General features: G+C 36.9%; 12 protein-coding genes, 2 pseudogenes and 1 other annotated feature. Of the genes and pseudogenes, 9 read left to right on the top strand and 5 right to left on the bottom strand.

Going from position 1 to position 14753, the window contains the following annotated elements:
• Nucleotides 1-299 precede the first annotated feature (299 nt).
• A complete protein-coding gene (locus tag WAX78_RS21750; protein ID WP_336484123.1) occupies nucleotides 300-1046 on the bottom strand; it encodes a hypothetical protein in 747 nt (248 codons plus the stop codon).
• 316 nt (nucleotides 1047-1362) lie between these two features.
• Between WAX78_RS21750 and WAX78_RS21745 the strand changes: the two genes are divergently transcribed.
• The 3 genes from WAX78_RS21745 (at nucleotide 1363) to WAX78_RS21735 (ending at nucleotide 5770) form a co-directional block, all read left to right on the top strand.
• Nucleotides 1363-2556, top strand: a complete 1194-nt coding sequence (locus WAX78_RS21745; RefSeq protein WP_336484122.1) for an MDR family MFS transporter — start codon at nucleotides 1363-1365, stop codon at nucleotides 2554-2556.
• A 50-nt stretch (nucleotides 2557-2606) separates the two neighbouring features.
• Nucleotides 2607-2894, top strand: a binding site (T-box leader).
• Between the two features lie 66 nt (nucleotides 2895-2960).
• Nucleotides 2961-5369: a leucine--tRNA ligase gene (gene leuS / locus WAX78_RS21740; RefSeq protein WP_336484121.1), complete on the top strand. Its 2409-nt coding sequence runs from the start codon at nucleotides 2961-2963 to the stop codon at nucleotides 5367-5369.
• 143 nt (nucleotides 5370-5512) lie between these two features.
• Nucleotides 5513-5770: a hypothetical protein gene (locus WAX78_RS21735; protein WP_336484120.1), complete on the top strand. Its 258-nt coding sequence runs from the start codon at nucleotides 5513-5515 to the stop codon at nucleotides 5768-5770.
• Between the two features lie 359 nt (nucleotides 5771-6129).
• Here the strand turns inward: WAX78_RS21735 and WAX78_RS21730 are convergent, their stop codons facing one another.
• From WAX78_RS21730 to WAX78_RS21715, 4 genes are all read right to left on the bottom strand, one after another.
• Complete coding sequence (locus tag WAX78_RS21730; protein ID WP_336484119.1) at nucleotides 6130-6558, bottom strand: pyrophosphohydrolase domain-containing protein; 429 nt, start codon at nucleotides 6556-6558, stop codon at nucleotides 6130-6132.
• Between the two features lie 129 nt (nucleotides 6559-6687).
• On the bottom strand, nucleotides 6688-7794 hold the full coding sequence (locus tag WAX78_RS21725) for a Ger(x)C family spore germination protein (RefSeq protein WP_336484118.1): 1107 nt from the start codon (nucleotides 7792-7794) through the stop codon (nucleotides 6688-6690).
• A complete protein-coding gene (locus WAX78_RS21720; RefSeq protein ID WP_336484117.1) occupies nucleotides 7770-8864 on the bottom strand; it encodes a GerAB/ArcD/ProY family transporter in 1095 nt (364 codons plus the stop codon). The genes WAX78_RS21725 and WAX78_RS21720 overlap by 25 nt, the downstream gene beginning before the upstream one ends.
• Before the next feature lie 16 nt (nucleotides 8865-8880).
• Complete coding sequence (locus WAX78_RS21715; RefSeq protein WP_336484116.1) at nucleotides 8881-10827, bottom strand: spore germination protein; 1947 nt, start codon at nucleotides 10825-10827, stop codon at nucleotides 8881-8883.
• Between the two features lie 371 nt (nucleotides 10828-11198).
• On the opposite strand from WAX78_RS21715, the pseudogene WAX78_RS25265 reads away from it, so the two are divergent.
• The 6 genes and pseudogenes from WAX78_RS25265 to WAX78_RS21690 all read left to right on the top strand — a co-directional run.
• A pseudogene (locus tag WAX78_RS25265) lies at nucleotides 11199-11561 on the top strand (transglutaminase domain-containing protein); the annotation flags it as partial.
• Between the two features lie 6 nt (nucleotides 11562-11567).
• Nucleotides 11568-11939, top strand: coding sequence for a hypothetical protein (locus tag WAX78_RS25260; protein WP_413789223.1), 372 nt, complete (start codon nucleotides 11568-11570; stop codon nucleotides 11937-11939).
• 159 nt (nucleotides 11940-12098) lie between these two features.
• A complete protein-coding gene (locus WAX78_RS21705; RefSeq protein WP_336484114.1) occupies nucleotides 12099-13223 on the top strand; it encodes an alpha/beta fold hydrolase in 1125 nt (374 codons plus the stop codon).
• 78 nt (nucleotides 13224-13301) lie between these two features.
• On the top strand, nucleotides 13302-13607 hold the full coding sequence (locus WAX78_RS21700; protein ID WP_336484113.1) for a rhodanese-like domain-containing protein: 306 nt from the start codon (nucleotides 13302-13304) through the stop codon (nucleotides 13605-13607).
• A 135-nt stretch (nucleotides 13608-13742) separates the two neighbouring features.
• Nucleotides 13743-13964, top strand: coding sequence for a spore germination protein (locus WAX78_RS21695; protein WP_336484112.1), 222 nt, complete (start codon nucleotides 13743-13745; stop codon nucleotides 13962-13964).
• A gap of 18 nt (nucleotides 13965-13982) precedes the next feature.
• Nucleotides 13983-14282, top strand: a pseudogene (locus WAX78_RS21690) (hypothetical protein); the annotation flags it as partial.
• Nucleotides 14283-14753 lie beyond the last annotated feature (471 nt).

The raw sequence follows: 14753 nt of genomic DNA, 5'->3' as shown, positions 1-14753 counted from the left end.
GTCAGGTTTACTCTATCGGTAGTAATTATGCCTCAATTTTTGTATTCTCCTAATCTTGTAAAGCGTGAGAAACAACCATTTGGATTTTGAGAAAAGGATGTATGTTTAGCATAAGCTTTATCCCAGTAACCTTTACCTCAAGATTCAGAGAGAAGCGAGGGAGGTAGGTGGAGGATAACTGCTGGCATGCGCCCGATTGGTTTAATTAACTATCAATGGGAGATGAAAAAACCACTGACGGAAGTTTCATTTTATATACTATAGTTAAAGCTCCTTCAATTGTAGAGAAGGAGCTTTAACTATAAACGGAAGAGATTCTTTTTTTTAACTGTTAATACAATAGCTATGATTAACAAAATAACGCCTAATAAACATGTGAGTATCGGATAAATTATAGGAAAGAATAGACTTGGATATGCTTTCGTTATGTTTGAATGATGCCCCATTGACATTAAGCCCGTATAAGAAAAATTAATAAGTTCCACACCAAGTGCATGGTTGCTTCTTTCGGCATAAGTGAAGCGTTCTTCGGAGTAGGTGCCGTTTTGATTAATACCAATGATTTTCCACTTTTGCTTTTCTATAGGATCCTCATCGCCTGTTAATCTTTGCACAAAATAAACTTGCTGTTCATCAGTTCGTTTATTTTTTACGATTAATACATCTAACCATGAAAAATACCTTCCGCCTTTTGGACGATTAGAGAGCCATATCTCATCAGGAGTAGAAACTTCTTTATTATTTATAAAAAGATGAATCTTAACGATTTCACCAGGAGGAACATTTTCTTCTGCATCAAAAGAAGTGAGTGGTGCTAGTTTATTTGTTTTTTCTTCTTCTATTTTAAGATTGATACCATTCACATTTAATTCTTGAACATCTAATGAATTTTCAAATCCATCTTTACCTATATAAGCTTCGTGTATTTCATAAGTGTTTCCCATTTTTGTTTCAATCCATAACTCTCTTAGCATATGAAACATCGGAATACAAGAAAGAGCGAGTAAGATGAGAGAAAAAATAAAATAATAACGAGCTTTTTTCATGATTTTTCTCCTAATATCATTACATTATTTTTAATTTATTCAATAATACACCATATTTATGTTGAATTTTCATGAAATGATATTTTGAGGTGAAAAATCTCCGGGAATAATTTTTTTTAATGTTCGTCCTCTTATATATTGATGTTACATGGAGAACTAATATTTTCAGATTGTGGTTGAAGAATTCCTATGAACACGATTTCAACTCATTATCTGAATTTCACCAACTATTAATCATTTGCCTTCCTATCCAAAAACGAATACAATTTTACTGTTATTGAAGACCGAAAAAATAATAGAATAGGAGGGAAGAGGTATGCCAAGGAAAGTATGGCTATTAGTAGCTGGGATGATTATTAATGTCACGGGTGCTTCTTTTTTATGGCCTTTTAATACAATTTATTTACATGATCATTTAGGGAAGTCATTATCTGTGGCCGGAATGGTATTGATGATTAATTCTTTAACAGGAGTAATTGGTAATTTACTCGGCGGTGTTTTATTTGATAAATGGGGTGGATATAAGTCCATTTTAGGCGGTATTGTTATTACACTATTCGCGATTTTAGGACTGGTATTTTTCCACGGTTGGCCATTTTATGTTGTATGGCTTGCATTAATTGGATTTGGTTCTGGAATGGTCTTCCCGTCGATGTATGCGATGGTTGGGGCGGTTTGGCCAGAAGGCGGACGGAGAGCGTTTAATGCGATGTATGTTGGGCAAAACGTTGGGATTGCGATTGGAACAGCGTGCGGTGGTTTAGTTGCTTCTTATCGTTTTGATTATATTTTCTTAGCAAACTTTGTTTTATATTTTGTCTTCTTTTTAATTGCGTTTATTGGGTTCCGTGGTATGGAAGATAAGAAAGATAAACATGTAGAAGGAAAAGAAAAAACGAAAAAAGGTTGGTCACTTACACCAGGATTCAAGGCGCTTCTTATTGTATGTGTAGCATATGCTTTATGCTGGGTTACATATGTACAGTGGCAAGGAGCGATTGCAACGCATATGCAGGAGTTGAATATTAGTCTTCGTCAGTATAGTTTATTATGGACGATAAACGGGGCGATGATTGTTTGTGCGCAGCCATTAATAAGTATGATTATTCGTGCGATGAAACGCTCTTTAAAACAACAAATTATGATCGGAATCGGTATTTTCGCAGTGTCGTTTATCGTATTAAGCCAAGCGCAGCAATTTACAATGTTCCTTGTCGCGATGGTAACTTTAACAATTGGTGAATTATTTGTTTGGCCAGCTGTTCCAACGATTGCGAATATCCTTGCGCCAAATGATAAGCTCGGTTTTTATCAAGGTGTTGTAAATAGTGCAGCAACTGTTGGGAAAATGTTTGGACCAGTTGTCGGCGGAGCAATTGTAGACCTATATAATATGAAAGTATTGTTTATAGCGATAATGGTAATGCTTGTAGTAGCACTTATCGCAACGAGTATTTATGATAAGAGAGTACAGGTTGAAGAAACAGTAGACGAAAAAATTGCAGTTTAGTTTGACGGAACATGTAACTTGTTTTAGAATATATTTTAAATAACTCATATGTAATAACAGTGATAAGGAGTAGTAGTAATAGAAGCTGGTTTAGAGAGTTGACGGTCGGTGCAAGTCAATCCACGTTTCGTTATGAACTCGCCTTGGAGTTGCAGTCGTGAAAGAAAGTAGCGATTTGCCGTCTATCCACGTTACGGATCTAAGCGAATGTATATTAGTGCTTGTTCAAAAAGGAGGATAAAGAAATGCGATAGCTATCTTTACCGGACGTTTTGAACATCCTTTATTACATTAATTTAGGGTGGTACCGCGGGAATCTATAACCTCTCGTCCCTTTTCTGGGATGAGAGGTTTTTTGTATTTTTGGCGGTGAAAATATATAGAATTTGAATGGAGGGTGTTTAATGAGCTTCAATCATCAAGAAATTGAGAAGAAGTGGCAAGCGTATTGGGAAGAGAATAAAACATTCCGTACGCCAGATGAAACAGATAAACCGAAATTTTACGCACTAGATATGTTCCCATATCCATCAGGTGCAGGGCTGCACGTAGGACATCCAGAAGGATATACAGCAACGGACATTTTATCTCGTATGAAACGTATGCAAGGCTATAATGTACTACATCCAATGGGATGGGATGCATTTGGTCTTCCAGCAGAGCAATATGCACTTGATACTGGAAATAGCCCAGCTGAATTTACAGAGAAAAACATTAACACGTTCCGTAACCAAATTAAAGCATTAGGTTTCTCTTATGATTGGGACCGTGAAGTAAATACAACAGATCCAAACTACTACAAATGGACACAATGGATTTTCTTACAGCTATTTGAAAAAGGATTAGCTTACGTAGATGAAATCCCTGTAAACTGGTGCCCAGCACTTGGTACAGTACTTGCGAACGAAGAAGTAATTGATGGCGTGAGTGAGCGCGGCGGACATCCTGTTGAGCGTCGTCCGATGAAACAATGGATGCTTAAAATTACAGCTTATGCAGATCGCTTACTAGAAGACTTAGATGAGCTTGATTGGCCAGAAAGCTTAAAAGATATGCAGCGCAACTGGATCGGTCGTTCTGAAGGTGCAGAAGTACACTTCAACATCGACGGTACAGATGAGAAGTTTACAGTGTTTACAACGCGTCCTGATACACTATTTGGTGCAACTTACTGTGTACTTGCTCCAGAGCATGCGCTTGTTGCAGAAATTACAACTGCGGATCAAAAAGAAGCAGTTGAAGCATACATTGACTCTGTAAAAGCGAAAAGTGATTTAGAGCGTACAGAGCTTGCGAAAGAAAAAACAGGCGTATTCACAGGTGCTTATGCAATTAACCCGGTAAATGGTGAGAAATTACCAATCTGGATTGCTGACTATGTACTTGCTACTTATGGAACAGGTGCTGTAATGGCAGTTCCAGCTCATGATGAGCGCGATTACGAATTTGCAAAAACATTTGACCTTCCAATGAAAGAAGTTGTAGAAGGCGGAGACATTACGAAAGAAGCACATACAGGTGATGGTGCACACGTAAATTCAGCATTCCTAGATGGTCTAAATAAAGAAGAAGCAATTGCAAAAATGATTGAATGGCTTGAAGTAACAAGTGCAGGAAATCAAAAAGTAACATACCGTCTTCGTGACTGGTTATTTAGCCGTCAACGTTACTGGGGTGAGCCAATTCCAGTTATCCATTGGGAAGATGGCACAATGACAGCTGTGAAAGAAGAAGAATTACCATTAGTTCTTCCGAAAACAGAGAACATTCGTCCATCTGGTACAGGCGAATCTCCACTTGCAAACATTGATGAGTGGGTAAATGTTGTTGATCCTGAGACTGGTAGAAAAGGTCGCCGCGAGACAAACACAATGCCGCAATGGGCAGGTAGCTGCTGGTACTATTTACGCTACATTGATCCAAACAACAGCGAAGCACTTGTAGATCCTGAAAAAGTAAAACAATGGCTTCCAGTTGATATATACATCGGCGGTGCAGAACATGCTGTACTTCACTTACTATATGCACGCTTCTGGCATAAAGTATTATATGATATCGGTGTGGTTCCAACGAAAGAGCCATTCCAACAATTATTTAACCAAGGTATGATTCTAGGTGAAAACAACGAGAAAATGAGTAAATCAAAAGGTAACGTTGTAAATCCTGATGATATCGTAGCAAGCCATGGTGCAGATACACTTCGTCTATACGAAATGTTTATGGGACCATTAGATGCTTCTATTGCTTGGTCTGAAAATGGCCTTGACGGAGCTCGTCGTTTCTTAGATCGCGTATGGCGTCTATTTATTCAAGATAATGGTGAACTAAGCGAGAAAATTACAGATGCAGCAAATCAAAATCTTGAAAAAGTATATCATCAAACAGTGAAGAAAGTTACAGAAGACTACGCAGAACTTCGCTTTAATACTGCAATTTCTCAAATGATGATGTTCATTAACGATGCATATAAAGCAGAAACACTTCCGAAAGAATATGTAGAAGGTTTCGTGAAAATGCTAGCACCAGTTGCGCCGCACGTAGCGGAAGAACTTTGGAACAAGCTTGGACATAACGAAACAATTTCATATGTAAGCTGGCCAACATTTGATGAGTCTAAACTTGTAGAAGATGAAGTTGAAATCGTTGTTCAAGTCATGGGTAAAGTACGTGCGAAGCTAACAATGAAAAAAGACGCATCAAAAGAAGAAATGGAACAACTTGCACTTGAAGCAATTAAAGAACAAATTGAAGGGAAAACAGTTCGTAAAGTAATTGTTGTTCCTGGAAAACTTGTAAATATCGTAGCAAATTAATGAAAAAGAGCACCTATTTTAGGTGCTCTTTTTATGTTTTGAACGGGATGGAAGAGCTCAATTTTAGAATAGACAAACACCTATTTCTCTTTTTGCAATATGATAAAATCGACACATTAATTTGTGAGGAAGAGGTGAACGGAATGAATTATAATGAACAACGACAAATGGTTAGCCCATATGGTATGGGTGGCTTCCCTACAACACAAGTAGGATACCATCCATATGGAGGATATCCTTATGGCTATCAACATGTGGGATATCATCCACATCATCATTATCCTTATCATCACCATGGCTATCAACATGTTATTTATCACCCTCATCATGGTTACCACCACGGTCATCATTATGGTATGCCACATCAAGGTATGCCATATCAAGGCATGCCGCATCAATAACAACAGATGAATGTAAGATTAATCAACTATGGAATAGGACGTTAGTTCCTTAAAGAAAATCTCCTTCTATGCAAGGAGATTTTTTATTTGGGAATGATAAAGAAAAAGGGGGTGTATACATATGGGTAAAGGAAGAAGCAATAACGCTGGAAAAAGACAGCCAAATTTTGATGATTCATCTAATTTCTCGAAAGGGAAACAAAGTCAAACGACAGCACCAAAGAAGAAATAACGTAAAAGGAGCTATCTGTATAGATAGCTCCTTTTCAAAGTATCGATATATCGGCGATTTTATAAGATATAAGGGCGTTTCGACATAACTTAAAGACCCTTCGGCAATATATGACGTGATTTCGCTGCTATTTTCCTACTTTTTCAAGTGCTTCTTGACGTTGACGCTCAATTTCTGCACGAAGTTGTGGTTCTGGCGCTTCCCATCCTTCAGGTTTTAAAATCTTGCCATCACCCTCACGGAAGCGTGGTTTACCGTCTGGGAATAATTTTGCCATGTTTGCATTGTTCACGATCTCAAAACCTTTATCAGGACGTACACCCATTTCAGCAAACGTTCCGAATGCAAAGTAAATTAAGTCAATTAATGCATCATATTGGTCTTCTACTGTATTTGCTTCTAAGAACTCTTCTAGTTCTTCCTGCATAAAGCTTGCACGAATTTTTGCGCGCTCTTCCGTTAATTTTGTTGGTACATCTGTAACAGGGTGACCGAATACTTCATGCATTTTCGCAACAAGTTCATATCCTTTATCTAAACCTTTTTCGTTTGTCATGTTGTTCATCCTTTCTCGTTTTATCACGATTGTTATTGTAACATGATTTACGTTAGGGAGGCTTAAATTCTGTTTTTACTAAAAAAGATCCTCCTTCCAATTTAATTTTAGGAAAGAGAATCAAATATTTTACTCAATAACGCCTGAATTTGTAATATCAACTGTATACTTTACTTTCACAGAAACATCTTTGTACATTTTTTTCCACTCTTTTAATTTAAAAGGTCTGTAGTGCTGTTTAAATCTGGCACCCAAAGCAAGCGGGTCTGTGCCAAGAGATTGAAATTTTTTAATTAATTTTACCCCATCTTCATTTAAGCTTTTTTCAATGTCTTTTTTTATTTTTTCCACATTTTTTTGGTTTTCTAAGTTAGTATGTTTCGAAATCTCTTGAATGCGAGCTTTCATTTTTACTTGAATAAAAAAGGAAGGCTTTCCGCCTTTTACATATACATGATAAGAAGGAGAAGAACGAATGTTGTTAATGATCGTATAGCCTAATTTTGTTTTAAATTCATGTGAATCCAGTTCACTTTTCTCGAGCAGAGTTTTAAAAAGAAACATATCTTTTTCTTCTATTTTTCCCACATACTTATCTTTTTTGAAAAGAGCCATACTCGTAATTTTAATGCTTTTCTTTTTCTTTTTTAAAATAGGCATATACGTATCTTGCCCTTCGCGATAATAGCGAAAAGCTTGAAGTTGTAAATTATCTTCTGGCACTACACCTGTTTTTATATTATGTTCTAACATTTTTGTCATGTAGATTGCTACGTTAGCAGATGTGTTATATTTACCTGATAGTAGTTTTTGACCTTCTCCATTTCCACCTCCTTCAAGGAGACCAACAAATACTAAGTTTCCAATATTTACATCGCGAATAAGTGTATCAAATAAGCTGGAGAGTCCTTTTTTAGCTAATTTTTCTGTAAAAAGAGTAATGCGTATTTGTCCGCTAGCAAGAGGTTGTCCAGATTCTAAAGAAGTTGATACTTTAATTTGTTTGACTGTATTTCCATATCCTTCAAGTACTTGTACTTTATTCCCTTTTCTTTGAATAGGACAAACGTAAGTCACCTTTACTCTTTCCTTCTTTGCACCTGTATCTGAAGCAATATCAAAAACAGAACCTTGAATGAGGCTAAGATCATCAACGATGTTTTTGGGAACACATGCCGTTGTAAAAAATAAGCACAAACTAAAAAAGAATGCTATTTGCTTTTTGATGTTTTCCATTTCTTTTTCACCCACATTATAAGAAATAAAACCGGGATGTACACGTAAACAATCCAAAAATCTAAATTTGAGACATGAGTAATAAAGTTATTAATATCGTGTCGTTCCGTTAAGAATTGTGAAATAATGACGGTTAAAAATAAAAAGGAAATTAATATGTATTTCTGCTTTATGCGAAATAGTTCATAGAATCCTCTTGTTGCACCCCATAAGGGTAAGATGAAACTTGTAATTGCAATGATAGCGTAGCCGGAGATGGCGATATATTCTAGACGTTCAATAAAAGGAAGACGAATTACTTGTGTGATGGATAGCTGTGACCAAATTGTTTTTGATAATTGTTTTTCGCTAAAAAAAGCAAAGGCAAGAATGGTACTTAGTAAAAATAAAAAGTTAGAAAATAAAACACCATATTGTGCAAATTTATGAGATTTTTCCGGAGTTTTGATAAACGGATATATCATCAAAATGAGTTCGAAGCCAATCATGGTATAAATCGACGCTTGAGTTGCTTTTAAAATATCCCCAAAAGAATGAGAAAACATAGGTAATAGGTTTCCGAAATTAGCGTATTTAATGGTTACAAACAGCATCATGATATATCCGCATGTAGCAACAACGGAGATAACACAAATACCAGTCATAACCCGAAAGCCAGATGAAATAATGTAATAACTAAGTATGCATAAAAAGATTGTTAATTTCCATGTAGCTGCTGTTGGAAACATCCAAACTTGAATAATTTCTACATAGGTGCGTATAATGGATACGCTGTCTAGAAAGAACAATGTAATAAAGATTAGATTGAATGCATTGCCTAGCCATTTTCCAAATATATTTTGATGCACTGTAAGCAAGTTTCCATTTGCGTCTCCTAATAGACGATACATCATCCACATAAGAATGTGAACGCCTATCCCCGCTATAATTACACCCATCCATGCATCATATCCGGCAGCTTTTGCAATAACACGTGCAAATCCAAGAACACCAACACCGAATTGAGCTGCATGGATTAAGAAAAAAACAAAAATGGGAGATACTTTGTAGTTTGTTTTAACTGTACTCATATGCTCTCCTCGTTTCTTACTCATCAAAATCTGTCATGCGTTTTTGAAATACTTCTTTTACATAACGACCGACATGTTGCGGCCTTGATTGAATATTACGCGTATCCATTTTAGATAGGGGTAGTTGTATGAGTGAGTCTTTTATTGACTGTTTCCGAAATGGATAAAAAAAACCATACGGCTTTCGAAGGGACGATAATCGAAAAAGTCGCGTTAAAAGAAAGATAAATCCTACCGAAATTCCTAATAGTCCCCATAGCTCTGCAAGTATTAAAAATGGAAAACGAAGTAAACGAACTGCATTGCCCATTTTATAAATCGGTGTAATAAATGATGCTAGTGCAGATAAGGCGACGATAATTAACAAAATATTACTTGTTAATCCTGCTTGTACAGATGCTTGTCCAATAACAATACCGCCTACAATACCGAGTGTTTGTCCAACCTTCATTGGTAAACGTGCTCCTGCTTCACGGAGAAGGTCAATGGCTAACTCTAGAAAAATAGCCTCCATTAAAGGCGGGAATGGCACTTGTGCCCGCGATAAAATTAATGTCTCCAGCAAATCACTTGGAATCAATTCGTAGTGATAACTAAGTACCGCTACATATAGAGGTGTTGCGGCAATTGAAAAAATAATTGCTATAAAACGTAATAAGCGAGAAAAGGTTGCATAAAACCATGACACACTGTAATCCTCAGGCGAGATGAAGAAATCCAGTAGAGATACAGGTGCTAATAAAATATTTGGTGCACCATCGACAAATATAGCAATTTTTCCGTCAACGAGCCCGCTGCTCACACGGTCAGCACGTTCTGTAGTAATAAAAGTTGGAAAAATAGATGTATCGCCCATTAGATGAGCAATATAATTGCTATCATTAATTTGGTCATATTGAATTTTGTTCAGGAGATCTTCTAAATATGTGATGGTTTCTTTTTCTGCTATATTATCCAAATACATCATTACAACCTTTGTTTTTGAAAATTCTCCAATTAGTAATTCTTTTGTTTTTAATTCCAGAACTGGCAACCGTTTACGAACAAGGTTAATGTTTGTATCGATATCCTCTACAAATCCTTCTTGCGGTCCAGTAACGGTTGATTCGTTTAATGGTATGCTCGGTAATCTGTATTTCTCAATTGCGATGTTTGCAAGTAGACATTTCGTATCATACTCTTGCAGTTGAATAATGGCGTGACCTTTTAGGACCATTTCTTCAATTTTTTTTACGTCACTCGTAATGATAAGGCCGCTTATTGGAATCATTTCTTTTATTTCTTCTAGTGTTGGTGCAGTGTGATGTAATAAAGCAGGCATTAAATAATTTTGTAATCTCATACCATCCATTGACGTACGAAAATACGAAATCCAATAAGGTTTAGCTGGATCTTCAGAAGTATGAGAACGAACAAAATCGCTTGATTCTTGTAATTTTTGAAAAAGTTCTTGTAGTGAATGAGCTGTTTCATGCTCTGGCTTACTAAAATCGAAAATGCCGTTTTTACTTTGCTTGGAATATTGTTTGTTTGATTGTTGTTTACTTGCTTGAGCTTGTTGCTGTTCGGGTTGTTGCTTGTTTGCTTGAGCTTGTTGCTGTTCTGGTTGTTGCTTGTTTGCTTGAGCTTGTTGCTGTTCTGGTTGTTGCTTGTTTGCTTGAGCTTGTTGCTGTTCTGGCTGTTGCTTACTTGCTTGAGCTTGTTGCTGTTCTGGCTGTTGCTTACTTGCTTGAGCTTGTTGTTGCTCTAGCTTACTAAAATCGAAAATGCCGTTTTTACTTTGCTTGGAATATTGTTTGTTTGATTGTTGTTTACTTGCTTGAGCTTGTTGCTGTTCTGGTTGTTGCTTGTTTGCTTGAGCTTGTTGTTGTTCCGTTTGCTTAGTTTGTTGCGTGCCTTTCATTTGTTCCTTCTTTGTTGCATCTGTACTGTTCTTTTTTCTATGAAACCATTTGAAAAACATATGTATTCCCTCTTTATCCAAATAAGATAACTTTAGTCTGTGGGAATTTTTATATATTATGCATATATTTGTATTTGTAAAAAGGGGAAAGATAGATGTCTTGTATATAGAATAAATTTTCAAATTATTTACATTATTTACAAAGAATTAACTTTATTAATATCGCTAATTTTCAATATAATGACAATAGAACAATAAAGGGGATGGAGAGATTATTTATGAAAAAGAATATGAGAGTGTTGGCTATGGCATTAGGATTAACCGTGCTGGGAAGTGTAACATCTGTATATGCGAGTTCTGGTGATCATGATAAAAACTGGAAGAAAAATAATGGTCAATGGTATTTGTATGATAAAGATGGAAGAAAATTAACAGGTTGGCAATCGATTAATGGTGTATGGTATGACCTGAACGAAAACGGAGTAATGCAAACAGGCTGGCAGCAAGTAGGCGGCACGTGGTATTACTTAAATGAAAGTGGAGCAATGCAAACAGGCTGGCAGCAAGTAAGAGGTACATGGTATTACTTAAATGAAAGTGGAGCAATGCAAACAGGTTGGCAGCAAGTAAGAGGCACGTGGTATTACTTAAATGAAAACGGAGCAATGCAAACAGGCTGGCAACAAGTGGGCGGTACATGGTATTACTTGAATGAAAGTGGAGCAATGCAAACAGGCTGGCAGCAAGTGGGCGGCACATGGTATTACTTAAATGAAAGCGGAGCAATGCAAACAGGTTGGATTCAAGAGAAAGATAAGAAGTACTTTTTAGAAAATAACGGAGCCTGGAATTCAAATCCATTAACAGAGTATGAGGGGTACTGGACTACAACTCACAGCAATCCGGAAAAGGATGTATTTGCAAGTATATCTGTACAAGTGGATCCAAACAATGAACATGAAGCAATTGTTAAAATTGATTCTAACGAAAGAGGAAGTCGGAATGTTGCATCTGTAACGGGAAAAGTGCAATTTACAAATAGTAAAGGGATCTTAACTTTTGAAAATGATGGCTGGGGAAATGCTGGTACTGTTGAAATTAAATTAGATAACGATTCTATAAATCTTAATATTAAAATTAACAAAAAGGAAATGGTGAATGGGGTATGGTAGAAGGAAATCATACGCTATCTTACGAATAAATATAATGGATCATGGTGTACATATAATCCTCATGATAAAGTGAAACTCCCATCAGTGGGGGTTTTTCTTCAATTGTCTTCACACACTTTTTTGTATGAATAGAAATGTGTTATGTAAGGAGGGAGACAGGTGTTATATGTAAAAAAACAAGAGTTTCGATTAGAGAAATTCACATTTGAAAACGGTACGTCAATTCCAATTCAAATTGGTTATGAAACATACGGTAAGTTAAACCGTGAGAAGTCAAATGCGGTTTTAGTATGTCATTATTTTAGTGCAACGAGCCATGCAGCAGGAAAGTATACAGAGCAGGATCTTTTGCCGGGTTGGTGGGATGAGTTAATCGGACCAGGAAAAGCAATCGATACAAATAAATATTTTGTTATTTGTACGGACAATCTGTGTAACGTGCAAGTGAAAAATCCCTATGTTATGACAACAGGGCCAAAGACGATAAACCCAGAAACAGGTGCAGAATATGGAATGATTTTTCCCGTCTTCACGTTTTTTGATATGGCTCGTATTCAATATGAATTAATACAGCATATGGGGATTGCTAGATTGCATACCGTGATTGGTCCATCAGCTGGAGGCATGATCGCACAGCAATGGGCGGTTCATTATCCACATATGATGGAGCGAATGATTGGTGTCATTACAAATCCCCAAAATCCAATTGTGACGGCTGTTAATGTTTTGCAAAATGCAATAGATGCAATTCAATTAGACCCAGCTTGGAATAAGGGGAATTACGGAGGGAAGCAACCGGTGAAAGGACTGCATATGGCCGCTAAAATGATGTTTATAAACGCATTTGATGCGCATTATTATGAGACCACATTTTCGCGGGGCTATGCAGAATCTGCGCCTTATCAAGACTTCTTTACATTAACTTCATTTGAAGAAACAATTCATGAAGTAACATTACAGAATATTGCATTTGTCGATGCGAATTCATGGATGTATACAGCAAAGGCAACGTTATTACACGATATTGCTCGCGGTTTTTCTTCATTAGAGGAGGCGCTTCGCCAAGTAGAAGCGAGTGTTCTTATGATTCCTTGTAAGCAAGATGTACTCCAGCCTTCTCGTTATAATTATGAAATGGTTGAATTATTGAGGAAGAATAGAAAATTTGCAGAAGTATATGAGATTGAAAGTATATATGGACATATGGCAGGCGTGTTAGAGACGCATTTGTTTGCTAAAAAAGTACATCAATTTATGAATCAGCAAATTTCAAAGGTTCTCTAATGAGACTTGGGCACATATCTTGTTTTCTAGCTGTTGCATGCTAAAATTGAGAATGAATCGAAAGAAGGAGGCAGTTCCATGTCTGAAATTAAAACAATTATGCCACAAGAAGTACAAGAGCGTTTAGAAAAAGGGGAAACGCTGTTTTTAGTAGATGTGCGTGAAGATGAAGAAGTAGAATACGGGAAAATCCCAGAAGCAGTTCATATTAAAATGAATGATATTCCGCATAAAGTAGACTTCTTTGATAAAGAAAATGAATACATTTTTATTTGTAGATCAGGTGTGCGCAGTGAAAATGTTTGTCATTATTTAAATGAACTAGGCTATAAAACAGTAAACATGGTTGGCGGCATGATGCAATATGAAGGTGAAACTAAATAAAGTGAAACTTCTGTCAGCGGGGATATCTCTGCTAGGAATAATTTTTTTAAAACTTGAAACGCGTCCGTTTCAAGTTTTTTTCTTTTGCATACAGTGTAGAAAGAAAGAGATATTGTTAAGGAAGGTGGCTTACGGGTGAATCCACTTATTCGAAAAATTAAAGTTATAAACAATACGGGACCAATCAATATGGGGAATTGTTATGATCTTTCTCCGTTTATTGCGCTGAAGAGATTTAGTGGAGCTGGTGGATCAAGCTCTGCTAGATTGTTAAATGGGAAGGTAACGCCATTGACAGCACCACGAGGTAATACTGAATTTACTTCGGCAGACATAAGTTCAACAGCAGGAGTGTAATAGAAAGGTTGTATAAAAATGGGAGCTTGTATTAAGGAGTTTGTTATTGTAAATAATTCTGGGAATATATTCACAGGAGATAATTTGCGGGATACTTCGTTTGTTGCAACGAAAACATTTAGCGGATCAACAGGACCAACATGTATGGATGTTGTAGTCGTTATCGGAAATACAGGTGAAGTTTGCCTGAAACCTGGAGACACACTTACAACAACTATTACACGAGGTAGCACCTTGACAGGTGCTGCTGCAAGTAGTAGCGGGATGGCCGGTGCTTTACCGGGAGCTCAGAATAGCAGTGGGATGACCAATGCTTCACAGGGAGCTCAGAATAGCAATGGGATGACCAATGCTTCACAGGGAGCTCAGAATAGCAGCGGAATGACATGTGCTTCACAGGGAACTACGAATAGCAATGGGATGACAGGGACTTCACAGACAGCTCAGAATAGCAGTGGGATGGCCGGTGCTTTACAGACGGCTCCGAATGTGACTCGTATAGATTGTGTAGTAGAATAAGGAAAAAAGCATTCTGATGAAAGGAATGCTTTTTCGTTTTTGTAAAAACATGTATTATGAATTTTACTATTATGATAGGTCATTGGAAATGAGGTAGGGATGCAAATTATGATTAATTATAGTATTTGTGTATACAAGATCCAATGAATACTCCCCCACTTAGCAAAGCTTGAAGTGGGGGTTTCTAACGTTTCGACCTAACGGACGATTAACGTCAGTGGAGTTAACACACTAGCGAGCTGTTTCACGCCTAACCCCTCTATCCCGTTT

Source organism: Bacillus yunxiaonensis (assembly GCF_037104695.1).
GTDB lineage: Bacteria > Bacillota > Bacilli > Bacillales > Bacillaceae_G > Bacillus_A > Bacillus_A yunxiaonensis.
Note: the sequence above shows the minus strand (reverse complement) of the source record. Positions and strands in the feature narration are given on the sequence as shown.